Raw genomic sequence first — 21028 nt, 5'->3', positions numbered from 1 at the left:
AAATTGACAGTGCGGTGCGATAATCAGGCCCCGCACCCGTTCAGCCCCTCATCAACGAGCCCCTCATCCGGGCCTGCGTTCCTTTTGGCAACCGAGCAAGAACTATCCGACTTCCTCAAAAGCGTAGAAAAGCGAGCCTTCAAGCGCAGCTTTTTTCACGTCCGGGATGAGGAGGCGGCGCTGGACATCGTGCAGGACAGCATGCTCAAGCTGGCGCAGCACTATGGCGACAAGCCCATCAACGAGCTGCCCATGCTGTTCCAGCGCATCCTGTCCAACAGCACGCTGGACTGGTTTCGCAGGCAAAAAACGCAGAACGCCCTCTTCACCCGCATGAGCGACCTGGAGGCGTCGGCCGGCGACGATGCGGACTTCGACTGGCTCGAAACCTACGCCGACTCCGGCCAGAACGGCGAAACCGCCCGCAGCGCCGAAGATCTGACCGAGCGGGCCCAGATTTTGCAAAGCATTGAAAAAGAGATACAGGAGCTTCCAGCACGTCAACGCGAAGCTTTCCTGATGCGTTATTGGGAAGAGATGGACGTCGCGGAGACCGCTGCCGCGATGGGGTGTTCCGAAGGAAGTGTAAAAACACATTGTTTCCGCGCCATCCAGACATTGAGCAAGGCACTGAAGGCCAAAGGAATCGAGCTATGAAGACTGCGCCCACTCTCACTCTCCACAGCGAAATGGCGGCCGACCGCATCGCACGCCGGATCACCGCGCGCCTGGGTGACGGCGAGGCGTTGCTGCCATACGACATCACCGAGCGGCTGCGCGCTGGGCGCGAGCGCGCCCTGTCCCTTCGCCGGCGCGAGCTGCGCGCTGCGCCCGTGCAGGCTGCCAGCGCAACCCAGGCCCAGGGCGGCACCCTGACGCTGGGCTCGGGCGACGAGGGCGGCACCTGGTGGCGCGCGCTGATCTCGGCCGTGCCGGTGCTGGCGTTGATCGTTGGCCTGGTGGTCGTCAACGTGCAGACGGACCAGACAGGTCTGACCGAGGTTGCCGAGGTGGATACCGCCTTGCTGACCGATGATCTGCCGCCCGCCGCCTACGCCGACCCCGGCTTCATCCAGTACCTGAAGACTTCGGCCACCAACACGGAACGCTGATCCCCGCCTTGCCTGCCTGCATGCCCACTGATTCACGCGCCGCGTTCCACCGCTCAGCCGCCGCCATCCTGGCGGCGGTGCTGTTGATGGCGCTGGCCTGGACCGGCTGGCGCGTCGTGCAGCAGGTACGGCTGGCACCCAGCACCGTCTCGCCGGCCACGATCGCAGCCTCCAAGACCCTGCACGGTGATGCAGCCACACGCCAGCGCGCCACGGACCTGGCCTCCGGCCCGCGCTGGGCAGAGCTGACACCGGCGCAGAGCAGCGTGCTTGAACCCCTGTCCGAGCGCTGGTCCATGATGGATGCGCTGCAAAAGCGCCGCTGGATGGCGCTGGCCGAGGGCTGGGACAAGCTCAGTGAAAAAGAGCAGGAAAAGCTGCGCGATCGCATGCAGACCTGGTCCAGCCTCAGCGCCCAGCAGCGCAGCCAGGCCCGCCTGAATTTCGCCCTGACCAACCGCCTGGCCACGGACAAGCGCGCCCAGTGGGAGGCCTACCAGGCGCTCAGCGACGAGGAAAAACGCCTGCTGGCCGCGCGCGCCGCGCCCAAGGCCAAGGGCGCCGCCACGGCCATAGAGCCCGTTGCGCCCAAGCGGCTGGCGCGGATTCCGGCGGCCTCGGTGGCTCCGGCCACCATTCCGAATCCGCCGAAGATTCCGCCCGCCACCATCTACAACCCGCCGCTTCCGGTACCCCCTGCCCCATCCCCTGCGGCCGTGGAAACCCATCCCGTGCGCCCGCCGGCGCTGGTGGAGACGGCGCCGGTGGAAGTGCCCTCGGCCACGCCCATGCCTTTGCCGCCCATGGAACTGCATGACAGCCCCGATGCTGCATCCCAGCCATCGCACGGCGAAGCGCCCCTCTCGCATTGACGCACTGACGCACCGATCTCCCCGTCCGCATGACGAACGCCACATCCCCCGCCTCCACCACGGCAGCCGCAACCGCGGCCTCCCCACAGATGGCCCCGCGACTGGCGCGGCGCATGGCCTGCTGGCTCTACGAGGGCATGCTGCTGTTCGGCGTGGTCTTCATTGCAGGCTATCTGTTCGGCACCCTGTCGCAGACACGCAATGCCATGGACAACCGCCATGCGCTGCAGGCCTTCATGTTCGTGGTGCTGGGCATCTACTTCGTCTGGTTCTGGTCCAAGGGCCAGACGCTGGCCATGAAGACCTGGCACATCCGCCTGGTGGATGCGGCAGGCCAGCCCGTCAGCCAGTTGCGCGCGCTGCGGCGCTATGTGTTCAGCTGGATCTGGCTGCTGCCGCCACTGGCGGCCTATTCGACCGGCGTGCCTGCACTGACCACGCTGATGCTGCTGGTGCTGTGGGTGGCGCTCTGGGCACTTCTGAGCCGCTTTCATCCGCGCCGCCAGTTCTGGCATGACGCATGGGCCGGCACCCAGTTGATCCACCAGGCACCGGCACCCAGGAAAAAGCGCTGACAGGCCCAGAGGCAGCGTCGCATCTCCTACACTCGCAAGCATGCCCGCCGCATCTCCCGACCCGACCGACAGCGCACCTGTCAATCCCCAGAAAAGCCGCACAGGCCTGACGCGTGTCTGGCACGCAGCAGGCTATTCGCTCTCAGGCCTTCGCGCCGGATGGAACGAAAAAGCCTTCCGCCAAGAAGCGCTGGCTGCCATCGTGCTGATCCCTGCCGCCTTCTGGCTGGGAAGCAGCTGGATCGAGGTCGCACTGCTGGCGGGCACCGTCTTGCTGGTGCTGATCGTGGAGCTGCTCAACAGCGGCATCGAGGCCGTGGTCGATCGCATAGGCCCCGAATGGCACGTTCTGTCCAAGCAGGCCAAGGACATGGGCAGCGCGGCCGTGATGCTGGCGCTGCTGCTATGCGCCGGCGTCTGGCTGGCCGCCCTCTATCAACGGTTCATTGCATGACAAATCCCACGTTTTCCATTTGTGTGTATTGCGGCTCGCGCCCCGGCGACCAGCCCGGATTCATCGAGGCGGCCCGCGCCACCGGCCGCTGGATCGGTGAGCACGGCGGCCAGCTGGTCTATGGAGGCGGCCGCAGCGGCCTGATGGGCGAGGTGGCCGAGGCCACGCGGCAGGCCGGCGGCCGCGTCGTGGGCGTGATCCCGCAGGCGCTGGTGGACAAGGAACTGGCCAACCATGCCTGCGATGAACTGCACATCGTCCAGACCATGCACGAGCGCAAGGCCATGATGGCCGAACGCAGCGATGCCTTCGTCGCCCTGCCCGGCGGCATAGGCACCTTCGAGGAATTGTTCGAGGTCTGGACCTGGCGCCAGCTGCGCTACCACGACAAGCCCATCGGCCTGCTCAATGTGGACGGCTACTACGACAGCATGCTGCAGTTCCTGCAGACCTGCGTGGGCCATGGCTTCATGGGCGAGTGGCAGATGGGACTGATCGAAAGCGGCAGCGACATCCCCACGCTGCTGCAATCCCTGGTGCAGAACGCCGGCACGGGCCTGGAGACTGCGCCCTTGCGCGCCGTGATCTGAACAGAAGCGGAAACGGAAACGGCCACCCTTGAGAGGATGGCCGCCAGCGTCGAGATATCAGGAATGCAGGGCGCCGAATGCGCCCTGCCCTGCTCTCGGACTCAAATGGCTCCGTCGTCGAGCTCGCCGGTACGGATGCGCACCACGCGCTCCACGGCCGTGACGAAGATCTTGCCGTCACCGATCTTGCCCGTACGCGCCACGTTGACGATGGCATCCACGCAGCGGTCCACGTCCTCGGTGCGGACCACGACCTCGATCTTCACCTTGGGCAGGAAGTCCACCACGTACTCAGCGCCGCGGTAAAGCTCGGTATGGCCCTTCTGGCGGCCAAAGCCCTTGACCTCGGTGACGGTCAGGCCGTTGACGCCGCAGTCGGCCAGCGCCTCGCGGACCTCTTCCAGCTTGAACGGCTTGATGATGGCGGTGATCATTTTCATGGGGTGAACTCCTCAGTGCATGCAATACGGGGCAAGACGGCTGGCCGGGAAACCCCGCCGCCTCAGGTGCTTCAAGCGCGAAAGCGGTTGGTGATGGGGTAGCGCCAATCCTTGCCGAAGCTGCGGCGCGTCAGTCGCGGCCCCACGGGCGCCTGGCGGCGTTTGTACTCGTTGATCTGGATCAGGCGCGTCACTCGCTCCACATCGGCGCTGGCGTATCCGTCGGCCACGATGGAGGCGATGCTTTCGTTATTTTCCATGTAACGGCGCACGATGGCATCGAGCACCTCATAAGCGGGCAGGCTGTCCTGGTCTTTCTGGTCAGGGCGCAGTTCGGCGCTGGGCGGGCGCGTGATGATGCGATCCGGAATGGGGTCCAGCCCCGTGCCGAACGGATCGTTGGCATTGCGCCAGCGCGCCAGCGCAAAGACCTCGGTCTTGAGCACGTCCTTGATCACCGCAAAGCCGCCCGCCATGTCGCCATAGAGCGTGCAGTAACCGGTGGACATCTCGCTCTTGTTGCCGGTGGTCAGCACCACGGAGCCGAACTTGTTGGACAGGCCCATCAGCAGGGTGCCACGGATGCGGGCCTGGAGGTTTTCTTCGGTCGTGTCCTCGGCGCGGCCCGCGAAGGCCGGGGCCAGCGCGGCCTTGAAGGCCTCGAACTGCGGTGCGATGGAGATTTCGTCATAGCGCACGCCCACGCGCTCGGCCATGTCACGCGCGTCGATCCAGCTGATGTCGGCCGTATAGGGCGAAGGCATCATCACCGTATGCACCTTGTCAGCTCCCAGGGCATCGACTGCAATCGCCAGCACCAGGGCCGAGTCGATACCGCCCGACAGGCCCAGCAGGGCGCCGGGAAAACGGTTCTTGCCCACGTAGTCGCGCACGGCCAGCACCAGGGCGGACCACAGCGCCGGCAGGTGCCCTGGCTGCGCAATCACCTCGCCTGCCAGCACCAGCGCATGCCCGCCCGTGCGGACCTCCACCCGCGGCAAGGCCTCGGCAAAGGCCGGCGCGCGCGCGGCAATGGAGCCGTCCGCCTGCACGGCAAAGGAGCTGCCATCAAAGACGATTTCATCCTGGCCGCCAACCAGATGTGCATACACCAGGGGCAGGCCGGTTTCGCACGCACGCGCGGCCAGCGTGGCTTCGCGTTCGGCCTGCTTGCCCTCATGGAAGGGCGAGGCATTGATCACGGCCAGCAATTGCGCACCGGCCTGGGCGGCGGCGCGTGCGGGTTCGGGATGCCAGGCGTCCTCGCAGATCAGCAGGCCCACGCGCACGCCCTGCACTTCGATCACGCAGGGCGATTGGCCGGCCACAAAGTAGCGCTGCTCGTCGAACACGCCGTAGTTGGGCAGGCATTGCTTGGCATGGCTGCATTCCACGCGCCCGTCGCGCAGCACGCTGGCCGCATTGCGCAACGCGCCCCCGGCGCCCTGGTCGCGCCAGGGATGGCCCAGCACCAGCGCCAGGCCCGGCCATTGCGCGGTCTCCAGCGCAAGCTGCTGCACGGCCTGGTCGCAGGCATCCAGAAAGGCGGGGCGCAGATACAGGTCTTCGGCCGCATAGCCGCACAGGGCAAGCTCGGGCGTCAGCAGCAAGCGCGCTCCCGTGGCATAAGCTTCACGGGCTGCGGCAATGATTTTCTGGACATTGCCGGGCAGGTCGCCCACGACAAAGTTGAGCTGGGCAGTGCAGATGGAGAGCGTCATGGAATGCAATGGAGCCAACAGGGCCGACAAGGCCACCCCACAGCGAGAGGCGGCAGCGCGCGTCACACCGGCCTGCAAGGAATGGCATGGCTGAAACCGCAATTATCACCCGCGTGCTGGACAGCGTGCAGCAGCTCGATGCCCAGGCCTGGAATGCGCTGCTGGCATCGCAGGCCGCGCCCACTCCCTTCATGCGCCACGAGTACCTGAGCGCGCTGGAATCCAGCGGCAGCGCCGTGCCGCAAACCGGCTGGGCCGGCCGCGTGGTCACGCTCTGGCAGGGCAGCGAGCTGGTCGCCGCCTGCCCGGTCTACGCCAAGGCGCACTCCTATGGCGAGTACGTGTTCGATTTTGCCTGGGCACGTGCCTACGCCCAGCACGGGCTGGACTACTACCCCAAGGGCGTGCTGGCCGTGCCTTTCACGCCCGTGCCGGGCAGCCGCCTGCTGGCGCGCACGCCCTTGCTGCGTGCAGCCCTGGTGCGCGCGGTGCGCGAATGGGCCCAGGCGCAGCAGCTGTCTTCGCTGCACCTGCTGTTCAGCGATGCCGAGGATCTGGCAGCCTGCGATGCCGACGGCTGGATGCAGCGCAGCACCGTGCAGTTCCACTGGAGCAACCAGGGCGCCGATGGCGCCGGGCACGGCGATTTCGAACACTTTCTGGCGACGCTGAACCAGGAAAAGCGCAAGAAGATACGCCAGGAAAGGCGCAAGGTGCATGAGGCCGGCGTGCGCTTTCGCGCCCTGCACGGGCCGGACATGGGCGCACAGGACTGGGCCTTTTTCTACCGCTGCCACGAGCGTACCTACCTGGAGCATGGCAACGCCCCGTACCTCGAACCGGCCTTCTTCGAGGCCATGGCGCGCCAGATGCCCGAGGCCTGGCTGATGTTCATCGCCGAGCGCGACGGCCAGCCCATGGCCTGCAGCCTGATCGCGCTGGATGCTGCGGCCGCAAGGCTGTCAGCGGGCCATCCAGGCGGGCGCGCCCACGCGCCGCAGACCCCGCAGGGAACGGCCTACGGCCGCTACTGGGGTGCACTGGAGCGCGTGGATTGCCTGCATTTCGAGGCCTGCTACTACCAGCCCATCGCCTGGTGCATAGAACGCGGCATTGCGCATTTCGAGGGAGGCGCTCAGGGTGAGCACAAGATGGCGCGGGCACTGCTGCCCGTGGTCACCCCCAGCGCCCACTGGATTGCGCACCCGTCCTTTGCCGATGCCATCTCGCGCTTTCTGGACCGCGAGGGCGAGGGCATGGCCGGCTATCTGCAGGAGCTGCAGGCCCACAGCCCGCTGCGCCAAGGGTAGGGCTCAGAAGGTTTCCCAGTCGTCATCGCCCTGGCCGGGCTGGCGTGGTGCCGGCTTGCCGGCCTGCGTGGGTCCGGTGCGCGGCCGGATGGGGGGTGTGGCATCGCGCTCAAGCCGGCGGGCCAGCGTCTCGCCGCCTGCAGGCGCACCGCCGCCGCCCAGGGCCGCAGGCCGCGCAGGGCTGGCGGGTGGGGCGGGCCGGACAGGCGGGGCTGCGGGGCGCGCTGCGGCGCTGGCCGGTGCCGCCACCCTGTGAGGCACATGCGCATGGCTGTCCGTGGCGCCACGGGGCAACTGGAAGACGGCCACAGCCTCGACCAGGTCCTGCGCCTGCTTACGCAGCGAGGCAGCGGCGGCCGCGCTTTCCTCGACCAGGGCCGCGTTCTGCTGCGTGGTCTGGTCCATCTGCGTGACGGCTTCGCCAACCTGGGCCACGCCGGAGCTCTGCTCAGTGCTGGCCGAGCTGATCTCGCCCATGATGTCGGTGACCCGGCCGATGGCGGCCACCACTTCGGTCATGGTCGTGCCTGCGCGGTCCACCAGTTGCGAGCCCTGCTCCACACGCTCCACGCTGGCCGTGATCAGCGCCTTGATTTCCTTGGCCGCCTCGGCGCTGCGCTGCGCCAGCGATCGCACCTCGCCCGCGACCACGGCAAAGCCCCGACCCTGCTCACCTGCGCGAGCCGCCTCCACGGCAGCATTGAGCGCGAGGATGTTGGTCTGGAAAGCAATGGAGTCAATCACGCCGATGATGTCGCCGATGCGCCGGCTGCTGTCGTTGATGCCCTTCATGGTCTCCACGGCCTCGGCCACCACGTCGCCGCCACGGCGCGCAACGCTGGATGCATTGAGCGCCAGCTGATTGGCCTGGCGTGCGTTGTCGGCGTTCTGGCGCACGGTGGAGCCCAGCTCCTCCATGGAGGCTGCCGTCTGCTCCAGGGCACTGGCCTGCTCTTCCGTTCGGCTGGACAGGTCGGCATTGCCGGAGGCAATCTGCGCGCTGGCCGAGGCCACGCCTTCGGCGTTCTGGCGCACGCTGCGCACGGTCTGCACCAGGCTGGACTGCATGCGCTGCAGCGCGCCCAGCAGCAGGCCGGTTTCGTCATGGCGGTCGATGCGGATGGTCCCGCCCAGGTCGCCGTTGGCCACGCGGTCTGCGGCATCGACCGCATGCGCCAGCGGCGCGCGGATGGAGCGCGTCAGCCACAGGCCGGCCAGCACGGCCAGCAGCACGGCCGCCAGCGCCGCCACGCTGAGGACGACGACCGAGCGCCCATACACGGCCTCGGCATTGCGGCTTTCCTGCAAGGCGGCATCACTGTTGAGCTTGACCAGCAGGTCCAGCGTGTTCGACGAATCGTTGTAGAGCTTCAGCGACTCGCCGCCCAGCACCGCCTGGGCCTTTTCCTTCTCGCCCTGGCGCGACAGCGCCAGCACCTGCTGGCTCAGTTGCTGGTAGCGCTCGCGTTCCTGGACCAGTTGCGCATAGAGCCTGCGTTCTTCGTCCGATGACAGCAGCGGCTCATAGGCCTTCTTGCGCTCGGCCAGGCGGCGCTGCAGTTGTTCCAGCTGCTTTTCCGAATCGGTCTTGTAGGCGGCATCGTCATTGTTGACATGGCGCACTTCCAGAAGGCGCGTGCGCACGACATCGGTGCCGATCTGGTTGATCACTTCCACGCTGGGCATGGCGTTGCCCGTGATGACTTCCATGCTGGCGCGCATGGCGCGCAACTGCACCAGCGCCGCAGCCACCACGGCCAGCAGCAGCACCACCAGCAGGCCGAAGGTGCCCAGCATGCGCGTTGAGATCTTGAGGTTTTTCACGTTCGTCTTTCTTGTCGAAGTCCTGCCATCTTGTTGTGCCTAGCTTTGTGTTGCGCCATGGACAGGCGTCAGCCAGGCCCGGCGCGGACTTCGCAAAAACAGATCTGCCGCAACCGCGCAAGTCGGCTTGTGGGCAAGGATTGGAGAGGGAGAGCCACCGCGGTGGCGCGGTCCGCTGGCAGACTGATTGCCGCCAGGCGTGGCGGCCATGAGAACAAGGTGATCACGGGATACCCCTTCGTTCCTAGGGAGCGGCACCAGAAGCCGCCATTGTTCACGCTGTAAGAATAGGACTACATCCACTTACATTCTGCCAGTATCCAGGCATTGTTCAGGACAAGTTCAGGGACTGGTAGTAGGCAGAAACCTTCACTGGCAGATTTGTGCCACAGCCTCTCGCTCCCGTCTTGCGCCAGCTCAGCGCCAGACGCAAAAGGAAAGCGGCCCCATGCAAAGCATGGAGCCGCCAGAAAAGGGAGCTGAACTGCGCGTGAGGCCTCAGAACGCGGCCCACTCCTCATCGTCGGCGGTGGTCGTCTTGGTGGCCTTGGCGGCCTTGGTGGCCTTGGCCGGGGTGGCCGCAGCGATTTGTTGCGCCGGCCCGGCGGCCAGGGGAGCCAGGGCCGGACGCGATGCCAAGGAGGCAACAACCGTTGCGCGCGATGCTGCGGCAGTCGCCACAGTGACAGCTGGCGCATCGGCAGCCGCCGTGCGGAATACCGAGACCGAGGCCACCATGGCCTGTGCCTGCTGCTGCAGCGACTGGGCGGCGGCGGCGCTTTGCTCCACCAGGGCCGCGTTCTGCTGCGTGGCCTGGTCCATCTGCGTGATGGCATCACCCACCTGGGCCACGCCCGCGCTCTGCTCGCTGCTGGCAGCGCTGATCTCGCCCATGATGTCCGTCACGCGCCGGATGGCGGTGACGATTTCCGACATGGTCTCGCCCGCCTTGTCCACCAGTTGCGTGCCCTGCTCCACGCGCTGCTCGCTGGCCTGGATCAGCGCCTTGATCTCCTTGGCCGCCTCGGCGCTGCGCTGGGCCAGCGAACGGACCTCGCCCGCCACCACGGCAAAGCCCCGGCCCTGCTCGCCTGCGCGGGCCGCCTCCACGGCGGCGTTCAGCGCAAGAATGTTGGTCTGGAAGGCAATGCCATCGATCACGCCAATGATGTCCGCGATCTGGCGGCTGCTGTCGTTGATGCCCTTCATGGTGTCCACCACCTGGGCCACGACTTCGCCGCCACGCGCGGCGATGCCCGATGCGGAGGCCGCCATCTGGTTGGCCTGGCGCGCGCTGTCGGCGTTCTGCCGCACGGTGGCGCCCAGTTGCTCCATGGAGGCCGCCGTTTCCTCCAGCGCGCTGGCTTGGCTTTCGGTGCGCGCCGACAGATCGGCATTGCCCTGGGCGATCTCACCGGCGGCCAGTGCCACGCCCTGCGCGTTGCCACGCACCTCGCCCACCAGCTCGGCGAGCTTGCGGCGCATGTCTTCCTGTGCGTTGATGAGCTGGCCCATTTCGTCGCGGCGGCGGCTGGTGACCGGCGTCTCCAGATGGCCGGCCGCCACGTTGCGCGCCACATGGACGGCCTGGGCGACGGGGCCGGTCACGGCACGCGTGATGGCCCAGCCCACCAGGGCTGCAATGGCCACTACCACGGCCAGCGTGCCCAGCACCCAGATGCGGGCGAGGTCAAAGCCGGCCTGCGCCTGCTGGCGGGCCTGCTCGCCCGCCTCGCGCTGCAGGGTCAGCAGGCGGCCGGCGCTTTCGGCCAGCTTGCCGAACTGCGCCTCGGATTCGCCGGCGAACATCAGCCCCATCTCGTCGGCCATGAAGGCCTGCTCCTCGGTGGTCGAATAGTTGCCGGCACGCGCGCGCTCCAGCAGGCGCGCATGCATGGCCAGGAACTGCTGCTTGAAGCCGAGGTAGTCGTCAAAGGCCGCGCGCAGGGCCTGCTGGTCGATCAGCGCACGCAGAGCCGTCTCATGCTCGCCGATGGTCTGCAGCCGGTCCTGCACCTGCTTGGCAAAGCCATCGACCTCGCCCAGGCTGCGCGCCGAGGCGATGCCGGCCTCGTGGCGGCGCAGACGGTTGTACTCGGAGCGCATGGCGCCCGCATGGAACATGCTGGGCAGGGCCACATCCGACAAATGCAATGCGTTGCGGTGCATCTGCGCCAGTTGCAACCAGGCCACCGCCCCCAGGATGGCCGAGAACAGGACCATGACGAGGAATCCCATGCCCAGCTTCGTGCCCATGCGCCAATCTGCCAACTTCATTTGCTCGCTCCCGGGCTGATGGCTCGCACCAGCGCCTGATTGATCTGCCCAAACCCTGATCCACGACAAAACAAAAAACGCACCCGGCGCGTAGACAACGGGTGCGTTTCAAATTGTATCAACTGCGAAGCGGGCATTTACCTCAGCGCAGTTGAGACTCCCTCAACGGGAGTGAAAGGGATCAGCCCTTGTAGTTGGCGATGCCGTCCACGACTTCCTTCTTGGCCTCGTCCACGCCCTTCCAGCCCAGCACCTTGACCCACTTGCCCTTTTCCAGGTCCTTGTAGTGCTCGAAGAAATGCTGGATCTGCTTGAGGGTGATCTCGTGGATGTCTTCCAGCGAGTTGATCTTGTCGTAGGCGGGCAGCAGCTTTTGCGTGGGCACGGCCAGGACCTTGCCATCCACGCCGGACTCGTCTTCCATCAGCAGGATGCCGATGGGGCGGCAGGCCACGACCACGCCCGGGGGCAGCGGGAAGGGCGTCATCACCAGCACGTCCACCGGATCGCCGTCGCCGGACAGCGTCTGGGGCACATAGCCGTAGTTGGCCGGGTAGTGCATGGCCGTGCCCATGAAGCGGTCCACGAAGACGGCGCCGCTTTCCTTGTCCACTTCGTACTTGATGGGATCGGAGTTGGCCGAGATCTCGATGACCACGTTGAAGGTTTCAGGAGCGTTCTTGCCCGGTGTGACTTTGTCGAAAGACATGATGGATGAGGAGAGTTGAAACAAAAAAGCCCCCGCAGGGGGATAGCAGCGTGATTTTAGGCGCAGGCACACGCCCCCATGGATGGCTCCGCAGGAACGCCTGCCATGCTACGGCGGCAAGCCTGCGCCAAGCTTGCAGCGCCCGGGCCGTTTTCAGGCGTGTGCGCCGCCCGCGCGCCGCTGCACGGGCCCGCTGCGCTGCTCCACCGCATGCTGCACTTCGCGGCGCAGGCCCAGGGCAAAGCCCAGCTCGGCCAGCACGAACAGCGGCCCGATGACCAGGCCCACGATGTCATCCAGGAAAGCCGGCTTGCGGCCCTCGTAGTAATGGCCCACGAACTGGATCACCCAGCCCACGGCGAAGATGCCCAGGCCCCAGCCCAGCCAAGCCCCCATCGGCAGCATGGCGATGGGCTGGGCCAGCGCCAGCATCAGGGCAAGCACCAGGGCCATGGCGATGCCGTAGCGCAGGTCCAGCAGACAGTAGTAGATGCCTGCCGCCAGTGCCGCCAGCAGGGCCAGGCTCAATGGCAGCTCGGGCAGGCCATCGCCCAAGGGGGCAGCCCACTGCAGGCGGGCCAGCAAAATCACCACCGCCCACATGATCAGCGGCACGCCGACGAAGTGCGTGAGGATGTTGCGCGGATCACGGTGATAGTCCGCGTACTGGGACAGTTGGTCGATGAGGGTTTTCATAGGCTGCACCTGCGGTGGATGTTGCGCAACCATGGTGGTGTCATCAAGGATTGGCGTCTGTCATGGATCCGACACAAGCCTCATCGCACACCTCGGGCTTACCCGCACCCGCCCCGGCAGCTCCGGCAGCCCACGCCGCCCCGCGCGGCGTACGGCGCCGTGCTGCGGCCGGCCCGCCGGGCATGGCCGATCTCTGGGCCACCATCGAGGCGGGCCGCTGGTTCCACGCCCTGCCGCCGGAGCTGGGCGCACAGCTCAAGGCACTGGCCCAGCCCCGCACGCTGGCAGCAGGCGACTGGCTGTTCCGGCGCGGCGACCCGCCCTGCGGCCTGTATGCGGTGGCGCGTGGGGCGCTCAGCATCTCGGGAACGGCCGCCTGCGGCGAGCAGGCCCGCACGGCGCTGCTGACCCTGGTGGAGCCTCCCATGTGGCTGGGGGAAATCGCGCTGTTCGATGGAGCCGAGCGCACCCACGATGCCCAGGCAGCCACGGCCTGCACCGTGCTGCACGTGCCCCAGGCCCCATTGCAGGCATGGCTGGCGGCCCATCCCGAACACTGGCAGGTGCTGGCCTTGCTGCTGACCGACAAGCTGCGCGTGTGCCTGATGGCGCTGGAGGAGCACACACTGCTGCCTGCGCCGCAGCGCCTGGCGCGGCGCCTGGTGCGCATGGCCGAAGGCTTTGACCAGTGGCAGCCGGACGGCCAGGGCCGCCAGCGCTGGCGCCGCGAGCTGGATGTTTCCCAGGAACAGCTGGCGCGCATGCTGGGCCTGTCGCGCCAGACGACCAACCAGATCCTGCAGGAGCTGCAGCAGGCCGGTTGCCTGCAACTGCGGCGCGGCAAGATGGAGGTGCTGGACCGGCAGGGCCTGCGCGACGCGGGCTGGCCCGAGGACTGAAGCCACTGAAGCCACTGAAGCCGCTGGAGCCGCTGGAGCCACCAAGGCGATCGAGGGGACGCAGCAACGCCCGGGACTGGACAAGCGGCGCGGGCACCCCACAATCGGACTCCATGCAATACCACTACATCGGCAATGCGTCCGTGCCCACGGAGTCGGGACGCACGATCCCCGTGCTGGACCCGTCGGACGGGCAGGCTTTCGACGAGCTGCAGCGCGGCTCGCCCCAGGACATCGACCTGGCCGTGCGTTCGGCGCGCGAGTGCCAGGACAGCGTCTGGAGCAAGCTTTCTGCCGCAGAGCGCGGTCGCCTGCTGATGCGCCTGTCGGGCAGCGTGCTCCAGCATGCCGATGAGCTCACGGCCATTGAGCAGCGCGACTGCGGCAAGCCCACGCGCCAGGCCCGTGCCGATGTGCTGGCGCTGGCGCGCTACTTCGAGTTCTATGCCGGCGCCTGCGACAAGCTGCACGGTGAGACCCTGCCCTACCAGCAGGGCTACAGCGCCCTGACCTGGCGCGAGCCCCACGGCGTGACCGGCCACATCGTGCCCTGGAACTATCCCATGCAGATCCTGGGCCGCAGCGTGGGCGCGGCGCTGGCCGCGGGCAACACCTGTGTGGTCAAGCCCTCGGAAGACGCCTGCCTGTCCGTGCTGCGCGTGGCGCGGCTGGCCACCGAGGCAGGCTTTCCAGCCGGCGCCTTCAACGTGGTCACCGGCCTGGGTCACGAGGTGGGCGAGGCCCTGGCGCGCCATCCCGGCGTAGACCACCTGAGCTTCACGGGCAGCCCCGGCGTGGGCACGCTGATCCAGCAGGCGGCTGCCGAGCGCCACTGCCCCGTCACGCTGGAGCTGGGCGGCAAGAGCCCGCAGATCGTGTTTGCAGACGCGGACCTTGATGCCGCCGTGCCCGCCATCGTCAACGCCATCGTGCAGAACGCGGGCCAGACCTGCTCGGCAGGTTCGCGCGTGCTGATCGACTCGCTGATCTACGAGCCGCTGCTCGAACGCCTGGGCCAGGCCTTCGAGGCGCTGCGCGTGGGCCCGGCCGCCATGGACCTGGACCTGGGGCCGCTGATCCGCGCCAGCCAGCAGCAGCGCGTCTGGGATTTCCTGTCCGACGCCCAGGTGGCCGGCATTGCCGTGGTGGCGCAGGGCCAGATCGTCGAGGATGCGCCCGACAGCGGCTTTTACCAGGCGCCCACCCTGCTGCGCGACGTGCCGCCCGAGCACCGGCTGGCGCAGGAAGAGATTTTCGGCCCCGTGCTCTGCGCCATGCCCTTCCATGACGAGGACCATGCCGTGCAACTGGCCAATGGCACGGCCTACGGCCTGGTGGCCGGCCTGTGGACGCGCGACGGCGCGCGCCAGCTGCGTTTGGCGCGGCGCCTGCGCTGCGGCCAGGTCTTCATCAACAACTATGGCGCCGGTGGCGGCGTGGAGCTGCCCTTCGGCGGCGTCAAGTCCAGCGGCCATGGCCGCGAAAAGGGCTTCGAGGCGCTCTACGGCTTTACCACGCTGAAGACCGTCGCCATACGGCATGGCTGATCCTGGCGCATGACGGAAAATCGCGGGATGCCCGGCGCCAGCCGGCAGCCCGCGACAGAAAGAACAGCTTCCCCATGCCCTTGTCCCCCATTCCCGACCGCACGCCCCAGCATGAACGCGACGTGCGCTACCGCAGCTACGCCCGCGCCGACGGCCTCTGGGATATCGAAGGCGAGCTGCGCGACAGCAAAACCCATGACATCGAACTGAGCGGCGGCCGCCACATGCCCGCCGGCACGGCCATACACCACATGTGGATACGCACCACGGTCGATGCCCGCCTGACGGTGCAGGCCATCGAGGTCGTCATGGATTCCCACCCGCTGGGCCACTGCCCCGAGGCCACGCGGGCCCTGCAGAAAATGGTGGGCTGCAGCATGGCGCGCGGCTGGCGCAAGGCCATCAACGAGAACCTGGGCGGCGTGGCCAGTTGCACGCATCTGCGCGAGCTGCTGTTCAACATGGCCACGGCCGCCTTCCAGTCCGTGCCGGGCGTCTTTGGCGATGCCGACCCCAGCCAGCCGCCACGCCACCTGGGCCAGTGCCTGGGCTGGGACTTCAATGGCCCCGGCGTGGCGCGCTATTACCCGCAATTCGTGGGCTGGCAGCCCGGCACAGGCGGCGCGACCCCGATCCCGGCGACCACAGCAACCACCGAAACCCAGGGGGCCTGACCCCCGACCGAGGAGCAAAGCCCGATGCGTGTCCAGGACAAATCCATCATCGTCACAGGCGCCGGCAGCGGCATCGGGGCCGGCATCGCCCAGCGGCTGGCCGCCGAAGGTGCCCGGGTCATCGTCAACGACATCGACCGCGAGGCGGGCACGCGCGTGGCACAGTCCATCACCGCCGAAGGCGGCCGGGCACTTTTCGTGCAGGCGGACATGACACGCAGCGAACAGGTCAAGGCCCTGGTGGAGGCCACGCTGCAGGCGCATGGCCGGCTCGACGCCTTCGTCAACAACGCGGGCTGGACGCACCGCAACCGCCCCATGCTCGAAGTCAGCGAGGCCGAGTTCGACCGCGTCTACGCCATCAACGTCAAGAGCATCTACCTCTCTGCCGTGCACGGCGTGCCCGCCATGCGCGCCAACCCGGCGCTGGCCGATGGCCGCCCTGGCGGCGGCAGCTTCATCAACATCGCCTCCACGGCAGGCCTGCGCCCTCGGCCGGGGCTGACCTGGTACAACGGCTCCAAGGGAGCCGTCATCATCACCAGCAAGTCCATGGCGGCCGAGCTCGGGCCCGAGAACATCCGCGTCAACTGCATCAACCCCGTCTTCAACCCCGACACCGGCCTGGCCGCCGAGTTTGCCGGCGGCCCCGTGGACGAGGAGCGCCGCGCGCGCTTTCTGGCGACCATTCCGCTGGGCCGCTTCTCCACCGCAGGGGACGTGGCCAATGCCGCGCTGTATCTGGCCAGCGACGAGGCCGCCTTCATCAGCGGCACCTGCATCGAGGTGGACGGAGCGCGCTGCGTCTAGACACAGATCAAGAACTGCAGGCTTGCGCAGTGCCTGGACATAGGCATTCGGGCAAAATCGCAGGCATGGCAGAACGAGTGATCCCCCTGGTCGACGAGCGCTCCCCCACGCGCCCGGCCGCCGTGCCAAGTCTGCTGCAGACGCCCACCGGCGATCTGCAGGACAGGCTTGGCCGGTCGCTGCGCGACCTGCGCATCAGCATCACCGACCGCTGCAACTTCCGCTGCAGCTACTGCATGCCCAAGGAAGTCTTCGACAAGAACTACAGCTACCTGCCGCACGGCTCGCTGCTGAGTTTCGAGGAAATCACGCGCACGGCGCGCCTGTTCGTGCAGCACGGCGTGCAGAAGATCCGGCTGACGGGTGGCGAGCCGCTGCTGCGCAAGAACGTGGAAACGCTGGTGGAGCAGCTCTCCGCCCTGCGCACGCCCGGCGGCCAGCCGCTGGACCTGACGCTGACCACCAACGGCTCCCTGCTGGCCCGCAAGGCCCGCGCGCTCAAGGACGCGGGCCTGAACCGCGTCACCGTGAGCCTGGACGGGCTGGACGACGCGGTGTTCCGCAGCATGAACGACGTGGACTTCCCGGTCTCCGACGTGCTGGCCGGCATCGAGGCGGCCCAGGCCGCGGGCCTGACCAACATCAAGGTCAACATGGTGGTCAAGCGCGGCACCAACGAAGACCAGATCCTGCCCATGGCGCGCCACTTCCAGGGCACGGGCGTGACCTTGCGCTTCATCGAATACATGGATGTGGGCGCGACCAACGGCTGGCGCATGGACGAGGTCCTGCCCTCCGACGAGGTCATCGCCCGGCTGCGCGCCGAACTGCCCCTGGTGCCGCTGCAGCCCAGCGCCACCGGCGAGACGGCCGTGCGCTGGGGCTATGCCGACGCGCGCGGCCTGCACGACCCGTCGCTGGGCGAGGTCGGCGTGATCAGCAGCGTCACCCATGCCTTTTGCGGCGACTGCAACCGCGCGCGCCTGTCCACCGAAGGCCGGCTGTACCTGTGCCTGTTCGCCTCCGAAGGCTGGGACCTGCGCAGCCTGCTGCGCAGCGGCGCCAGCGATGCCGAGGTCGCCTCCGCGCTGGCCCCCATCTGGCAGCAGCGCAGCGACCGCTACTCCGAACTGCGCGCCAGCCTGCCGGCCAGCACAGGCACGCAGCGCAGGCGCATCGAGATGAGCTACATCGGCGGCTGATCCGTGCGGCGTGCGCGGGGCGTCGGCGCCCTGCCATCGCCGCCTCGCCCCCTACTCCTTTTCCCGCTGCTCCCTCCCGCCCCACATGCCCCCTTCTTCCCATCCCGCTCCCCTGCACGTCCCCCTGCCCCTGAACGACATCACGGGCTGCGTGCTGGCAGGCGGGCGCGGCATGCGCATGGGCGGCATCGACAAGGGGCTGCAGCCCTTTCTGGGCCAGCCGCTGGCGGCCCATGCGCTGGACCGCCTGGCGCCCCAGGTCGGGCATCTGCTGATCAACGCCAATCGCCATGCCGAGGCCTATGCGCAATTGGGCGCGGCCCACGGTGCGCCGGTCTGGCCCGATGCCGAACCCGACTATCCCGGCCCGCTGGCCGGCTTCCTGAGCGGCCTGATGCACTGCCGGACGCCCTGGCTGGTCTGCGTGCCCTGCGATACGCCGCTGTTCCCGCTGGACCTTGTGGAGCGGCTTGTGCAGGCGGCGCTGTCGCAGCAGCCTGCGGCCGACATCGTCGTCGCCCATGGCTGGGAGCACTCGCTTGACGCAGATCAATCCCTGCTGCGGGCCCAGCCCGTGTTCTGCCTGATGCGGTCATCGCTGCGTGATAGTCTGCAATCGTTCATACGTTCGGGCGGCCGCAAGATCGATGCATGGACGGGCCAGCACCGCTGCGCCACGGCCCTCTTCGACCGCGCAGGCGACAGCCCGCTGGCCTTTGCCAACGCCAACACGCAGCAGGAGCTGCAGGCGCTGGCGCGCGCCGCAGCCACCCCGTCGTAGTGCCCCGCGCCGCCGGCCCGCACGCCGCCTTGCCCAACCGGATTCCGTTCTGATGACAGCATCCTTCCAGCCCGCATCCCCCACCACCGCATCCACCCAGGACCTGAGGGTCGATCAGGCCCTGACACAGCTGGCCTGCCTGCTGCAGCCCCTGGGCCCGGTGGCAGAGTTGGAGACGCTGGCGCTGGCCGATGCGCTGGACCGCGTGCTGGCCGAAGACATCGTCTCCCCCGTCGATGTGCCAGCGCATGACAACGCCGCCATGGATGGCTATGCCTTCGATGGCGGCCAGTTGCAGGCAGCTCACGCCGGTTCGCCCGCTGCACCGCTGGTGCTGCGCGTGGTCGGCCAGGCCCTGGCCGGCAAACCCTGGCACGGCACCGTGCAGGCCGGCGAGTGCATCAAGATCATGACCGGCGCCGTGTTGCCGAGCGGGCTGGACACGGTGATCGCGCATGAACGCACCGTGTCCGCAGGCACTGACCACATCGGCATTCCGGCAGGCAGCGTGCGTGCCGGGGACAACCGGCGCCTGCGCGGCGAGGACCTGAGCCTGGGCCGCGTGGCCCTGTCGGCGGGCCAGCGCCTGCATCCCGCGGCCCTGGGCCTGATCGCCAGCCTGGGCCAGCCCCAGGTGCGCGTGCGCAGGCGGCTGCGCGTGGCCTATTTCTCCACGGGCGATGAAATCCTCCACCCCGGCACGGCACCGCGCGAGGGTGCGGTCTACGACAGCAACCGCTTCAGCCTCATCGGCCTGCTGCAGCGCATGGGCGTGCAGGTGCTGGACCTGGGCGTGGTGGCCGACGAGCCCGAGGCCCTGCAGGAGCGCCTGCGCGAAGCCGCCTCCCTGGCCGACGTGGTGCTGACCAGCGGCGGCATCAGCGCAGGCGAGGCCGACCACACGCGCGCCATGCTGCAGCGCATGGGCTGCGTGCACTTCTGGCGACTGGCCATGCGGCCCGGCCGGCCGCTGGCCGTGGGCCTGCTGCAGCCCGATGCGGGCACGCCGTTTGCCGCAAGCCGCACGCCTGCACGCACCACGGTGCTGATCGGCCTTCCTGGCAATCCCGTGGCCGCCATGGTCAGCTTTCTGGTCTTTGTCCGTCCGGCGCTGCTGCAGCTCATGGGCGCTGCGCAGGCGGCTGCCGAGCCGGCCGCCCTGCCCCAGGCCGTGGCTGCCCATGCGCTGTCCAAGCGGCCGGGCCGCACCGAGTACCAGCGCGGCCTTCTGTCCACAGGCGCCGATGGCCGCTGCCTGGTGCGTACCACCGGGCCGCAGGGTTCGGGCGTGCTGCGCTCCATGGCCGAGGCGGACTGCCTCATCGTGCTCGAACATGAGCGCGGTGCCGTGCAAGCCGGCGAAACCGTGTCCATCCTGCCGCTGCAGGCCTTTCCCTGACAGGAGATTCCCATGCCCTTCCAGTCCAAGCACCTGACCGACGCCCCCGATCGCAGCACCGTCGACACGCTGCCCGGCGCTACCTTGCTGGAGTTCGGCACCGCCTGGTGCGGCCACTGCCAGGGCGCGCAACCGCTGATTGCCCAGGCGCTGGAGGCCGCCCCGCAGGTGGCCCACATCAAGGTGGAAGACGGCCCCGGCCGGGCCCTGGGTCGCAGCTACCGCGTCAAGCTCTGGCCCACCCTGATCTTTTTGCGTGACGGGCAGGAGGTGCAAAGGCTGGTGCGGCCCCAGCAGGCCCGCGAGATCGCGGACGCGCTGGCCCGCATCACCGCCCAGCCCTGACGCTTGCGGCGCGGCCGCTGCCTGTGTATCGCCGACAATGGCCCGCATGCCGCCTCAAAAGAAGCCAACCGAATCCGCGCCCAAGAAGCCCCGCCGCAACAGCGGCCGCCCGCTGGCCGACGATGCCGTGGGACGGGACATCATCCTGCAGACCACGGTCAACCTGCTCAAGACCCGCACGCCGGAGCAGCTGAGCATTCTGGAAATCGCGGCGGCAGCCGGTGTCACGCGTGCCCTGGTGCGCTACTACTTCAGCAGCCTCAAGGGCTTGCTGCAGGAGGTGACGGAGTCACTGATGCGCGAGTTGCAAAACCGCATGGAAGTGGCGCTCAGGACGCAGGGCACGGTGGAAGAGCGCGTCTACCAGCGCCTGCTGCTGCGGCTGGATTTCATGCGCGAGCACCCGCAGTTCGAGCGGCTGGCGCTCTCCGAGATCTACCACTACGAAAGCGAAGAAGAGCCGCCGCCCTCGGGCACGCCGCTGCAGCGCATCACGCGGCGCGGGCTGGAGCTGACCTCGACCATGCTGATGGACGGAGCACAGGCCAGCCACCCGGCACAGGTGGACCCGCGCTTCATCCACCTGGCCATCCTCAGCATTTCGGCCTTCCTGCCCACGGCACGGCCGCTGCTGGCCGAACTGTTCGGTGAGGGACCCGAGGCAGACCAGCAGATCGAGCGCTACCTGCGCTTCATGTCCCACCTGCTGGCCGAGCGCATCAGGCAGGATGCGCCGGCGCAAGACCACCCTCCTTCCCCGGGCCACCACCCGGGATGACTTGCGCCGGCGC

General features: G+C 67.9%; 22 protein-coding genes. 16 read left to right on the top strand and 6 right to left on the bottom strand.

The features are described from left to right. Positions 1-84 precede the first annotated feature (84 nt). The 6 genes from AC57B5_RS27765 to AC57B5_RS27740 are packed head-to-tail and all read left to right on the top strand — an operon-like array spanning position 85 to position 3603. Positions 85-657: an RNA polymerase sigma factor gene (locus AC57B5_RS27765; RefSeq protein ID WP_013801505.1), complete on the top strand. Its 573-nt coding sequence runs from the start codon at positions 85-87 to the stop codon at positions 655-657. Further along, complete coding sequence (locus AC57B5_RS27760) at positions 654-1112, top strand: DUF3619 family protein (RefSeq protein ID WP_496400709.1); 459 nt, start codon at positions 654-656, stop codon at positions 1110-1112. The genes AC57B5_RS27765 and AC57B5_RS27760 overlap by 4 nt, the downstream gene beginning before the upstream one ends. Positions 1113-1132: 20 nt before the next feature. Next, positions 1133-1984, top strand: a complete 852-nt coding sequence (locus AC57B5_RS27755) for a DUF3106 domain-containing protein (protein WP_013801503.1) — start codon at positions 1133-1135, stop codon at positions 1982-1984. A 29-nt stretch (positions 1985-2013) separates the two neighbouring features. Continuing rightward, positions 2014-2559 carry an RDD family protein gene (locus AC57B5_RS27750; protein WP_013801502.1) on the top strand — a complete coding sequence of 182 codons (546 nt, stop codon included), beginning with the start codon at positions 2014-2016 and terminating at the stop codon, positions 2557-2559. A 40-nt stretch (positions 2560-2599) separates the two neighbouring features. Further along, positions 2600-3013 (top strand): diacylglycerol kinase, encoded by a 414-nt coding sequence (locus AC57B5_RS27745; protein WP_043819740.1) that lies wholly within the window; start codon positions 2600-2602, stop codon positions 3011-3013. Then, positions 3010-3603: an LOG family protein gene (locus tag AC57B5_RS27740; RefSeq protein WP_012206672.1), complete on the top strand. Its 594-nt coding sequence runs from the start codon at positions 3010-3012 to the stop codon at positions 3601-3603. The genes AC57B5_RS27745 and AC57B5_RS27740 overlap by 4 nt, the downstream gene beginning before the upstream one ends. A 101-nt stretch (positions 3604-3704) precedes the next feature. Here AC57B5_RS27740 and AC57B5_RS27735 read toward each other — a convergent pair whose 3' ends face one another. Next, on the bottom strand, positions 3705-4043 hold the full coding sequence (locus tag AC57B5_RS27735) for a P-II family nitrogen regulator (RefSeq protein WP_012206673.1): 339 nt from the start codon (positions 4041-4043) through the stop codon (positions 3705-3707). 71 nt (positions 4044-4114) lie between these two features. After that, on the bottom strand, positions 4115-5764 hold the full coding sequence (locus tag AC57B5_RS27730) for an NAD+ synthase (RefSeq protein ID WP_496400708.1): 1650 nt from the start codon (positions 5762-5764) through the stop codon (positions 4115-4117). 86 nt (positions 5765-5850) lie between these two features. Between AC57B5_RS27730 and AC57B5_RS27725 the strand changes: the two genes are divergently transcribed. Continuing rightward, positions 5851-7074, top strand: coding sequence for a GNAT family N-acetyltransferase (locus tag AC57B5_RS27725; protein WP_496400707.1), 1224 nt, complete (start codon positions 5851-5853; stop codon positions 7072-7074). 3 nt (positions 7075-7077) lie between these two features. Here the strand turns inward: AC57B5_RS27725 and AC57B5_RS27720 are convergent, their stop codons facing one another. The 4 genes from AC57B5_RS27720 to AC57B5_RS27705 all read right to left on the bottom strand — a co-directional run bounded on the left by AC57B5_RS27720 (position 7078) and on the right by AC57B5_RS27705 (position 12580). Continuing rightward, on the bottom strand, positions 7078-8898 hold the full coding sequence (locus AC57B5_RS27720) for a methyl-accepting chemotaxis protein (protein WP_496400706.1): 1821 nt from the start codon (positions 8896-8898) through the stop codon (positions 7078-7080). A gap of 498 nt (positions 8899-9396) precedes the next feature. Next, entirely contained in the window at positions 9397-11175 is a 1779-nt protein-coding gene (locus tag AC57B5_RS27715) for a methyl-accepting chemotaxis protein (protein WP_496400705.1), read from the bottom strand. Between the two features lie 181 nt (positions 11176-11356). After that, positions 11357-11884, bottom strand: coding sequence for an inorganic diphosphatase (gene ppa / locus AC57B5_RS27710; RefSeq protein WP_183021738.1), 528 nt, complete (start codon positions 11882-11884; stop codon positions 11357-11359). A gap of 153 nt (positions 11885-12037) precedes the next feature. Further along, a complete protein-coding gene (locus AC57B5_RS27705) occupies positions 12038-12580 on the bottom strand; it encodes an Mpo1 family 2-hydroxy fatty acid dioxygenase (RefSeq protein WP_012206679.1) in 543 nt (180 codons plus the stop codon). A gap of 62 nt (positions 12581-12642) precedes the next feature. Between AC57B5_RS27705 and AC57B5_RS27700 the strand changes: the two genes are divergently transcribed. From AC57B5_RS27700 to AC57B5_RS27660, 9 genes are all read left to right on the top strand, one after another. Then, entirely contained in the window at positions 12643-13479 is an 837-nt protein-coding gene (locus tag AC57B5_RS27700) for a Crp/Fnr family transcriptional regulator (RefSeq protein ID WP_013801494.1), read from the top strand. A gap of 113 nt (positions 13480-13592) precedes the next feature. Further along, positions 13593-15026 (top strand): aldehyde dehydrogenase family protein, encoded by a 1434-nt coding sequence (locus AC57B5_RS27695; protein WP_012206681.1) that lies wholly within the window; start codon positions 13593-13595, stop codon positions 15024-15026. A gap of 74 nt (positions 15027-15100) precedes the next feature. After that, positions 15101-15700 (top strand): DUF2889 domain-containing protein, encoded by a 600-nt coding sequence (locus AC57B5_RS27690; protein ID WP_043819748.1) that lies wholly within the window; start codon positions 15101-15103, stop codon positions 15698-15700. Positions 15701-15724: 24 nt separating this feature from the next. Then, positions 15725-16510 (top strand): SDR family oxidoreductase, encoded by a 786-nt coding sequence (locus AC57B5_RS27685; RefSeq protein ID WP_065346096.1) that lies wholly within the window; start codon positions 15725-15727, stop codon positions 16508-16510. Between the two features lie 65 nt (positions 16511-16575). After that, on the top strand, positions 16576-17712 hold the full coding sequence (gene moaA, locus AC57B5_RS27680) for a GTP 3',8-cyclase MoaA (RefSeq protein WP_013801490.1): 1137 nt from the start codon (positions 16576-16578) through the stop codon (positions 17710-17712). A gap of 85 nt (positions 17713-17797) precedes the next feature. Continuing rightward, a complete protein-coding gene (mobA, locus tag AC57B5_RS27675) occupies positions 17798-18493 on the top strand; it encodes a molybdenum cofactor guanylyltransferase MobA (protein WP_096913648.1) in 696 nt (231 codons plus the stop codon). 52 nt (positions 18494-18545) lie between these two features. Then, positions 18546-19892 carry a molybdopterin molybdotransferase MoeA gene (gene moeA, locus AC57B5_RS27670; protein WP_496400704.1) on the top strand — a complete coding sequence of 449 codons (1347 nt, stop codon included), beginning with the start codon at positions 18546-18548 and terminating at the stop codon, positions 19890-19892. Between the two features lie 12 nt (positions 19893-19904). Continuing rightward, positions 19905-20237 (top strand): thioredoxin family protein, encoded by a 333-nt coding sequence (locus AC57B5_RS27665; RefSeq protein ID WP_012206687.1) that lies wholly within the window; start codon positions 19905-19907, stop codon positions 20235-20237. Positions 20238-20283: 46 nt separating this feature from the next. Continuing rightward, positions 20284-21015 carry a TetR/AcrR family transcriptional regulator gene (locus tag AC57B5_RS27660; RefSeq protein WP_225970995.1) on the top strand — a complete coding sequence of 244 codons (732 nt, stop codon included), beginning with the start codon at positions 20284-20286 and terminating at the stop codon, positions 21013-21015. Positions 21016-21028 lie beyond the last annotated feature (13 nt).

Source organism: Delftia sp. BGA-UO-ETr-SB1 (assembly GCF_059567865.1).
The sequence above is the reverse complement of the archived record's forward strand: the minus strand, read 5'-3'. Positions and strand labels throughout refer to the sequence as shown.

Excerpts from the sequence above, each read along its gene's own strand:
- AC57B5_RS27760 (WP_496400709.1), top strand. The coding sequence starts at position 654 with ATGAAGACTGCGCCCACTCTCACTCTCCACAGCGAAATGGCGGCCGAC.
- AC57B5_RS27755 (WP_013801503.1), top strand. The coding sequence starts at position 1,133 with ATGCCCACTGATTCACGCGCCGCGTTCCACCGCTCAGCCGCCGCCATC.
- AC57B5_RS27750 (WP_013801502.1), top strand. The coding sequence starts at position 2,014 with ATGACGAACGCCACATCCCCCGCCTCCACCACGGCAGCCGCAACCGCG.
- AC57B5_RS27745 (WP_043819740.1), top strand. The coding sequence starts at position 2,600 with ATGCCCGCCGCATCTCCCGACCCGACCGACAGCGCACCTGTCAATCCC.
- AC57B5_RS27740 (WP_012206672.1), top strand. The coding sequence starts at position 3,010 with ATGACAAATCCCACGTTTTCCATTTGTGTGTATTGCGGCTCGCGCCCC.
- AC57B5_RS27735 (WP_012206673.1), bottom strand. The coding sequence starts at position 4,043 with ATGAAAATGATCACCGCCATCATCAAGCCGTTCAAGCTGGAAGAGGTC.
- AC57B5_RS27730 (WP_496400708.1), bottom strand. The coding sequence starts at position 5,764 with ATGACGCTCTCCATCTGCACTGCCCAGCTCAACTTTGTCGTGGGCGAC.
- AC57B5_RS27725 (WP_496400707.1), top strand. The coding sequence starts at position 5,851 with ATGGCTGAAACCGCAATTATCACCCGCGTGCTGGACAGCGTGCAGCAG.
- AC57B5_RS27715 (WP_496400705.1), bottom strand. The coding sequence starts at position 11,175 with ATGAAGTTGGCAGATTGGCGCATGGGCACGAAGCTGGGCATGGGATTC.
- ppa (WP_183021738.1), bottom strand. The coding sequence starts at position 11,884 with ATGTCTTTCGACAAAGTCACACCGGGCAAGAACGCTCCTGAAACCTTC.
- AC57B5_RS27705 (WP_012206679.1), bottom strand. The coding sequence starts at position 12,580 with ATGAAAACCCTCATCGACCAACTGTCCCAGTACGCGGACTATCACCGT.
- AC57B5_RS27700 (WP_013801494.1), top strand. The coding sequence starts at position 12,643 with ATGGATCCGACACAAGCCTCATCGCACACCTCGGGCTTACCCGCACCC.
- AC57B5_RS27695 (WP_012206681.1), top strand. The coding sequence starts at position 13,593 with ATGCAATACCACTACATCGGCAATGCGTCCGTGCCCACGGAGTCGGGA.
- AC57B5_RS27690 (WP_043819748.1), top strand. The coding sequence starts at position 15,101 with ATGCCCTTGTCCCCCATTCCCGACCGCACGCCCCAGCATGAACGCGAC.
- AC57B5_RS27685 (WP_065346096.1), top strand. The coding sequence starts at position 15,725 with ATGCGTGTCCAGGACAAATCCATCATCGTCACAGGCGCCGGCAGCGGC.
- moaA (WP_013801490.1), top strand. The coding sequence starts at position 16,576 with ATGGCAGAACGAGTGATCCCCCTGGTCGACGAGCGCTCCCCCACGCGC.
- mobA (WP_096913648.1), top strand. The coding sequence starts at position 17,798 with ATGCCCCCTTCTTCCCATCCCGCTCCCCTGCACGTCCCCCTGCCCCTG.
- moeA (WP_496400704.1), top strand. The coding sequence starts at position 18,546 with ATGACAGCATCCTTCCAGCCCGCATCCCCCACCACCGCATCCACCCAG.
- AC57B5_RS27665 (WP_012206687.1), top strand. The coding sequence starts at position 19,905 with ATGCCCTTCCAGTCCAAGCACCTGACCGACGCCCCCGATCGCAGCACC.
- AC57B5_RS27660 (WP_225970995.1), top strand. The coding sequence starts at position 20,284 with ATGCCGCCTCAAAAGAAGCCAACCGAATCCGCGCCCAAGAAGCCCCGC.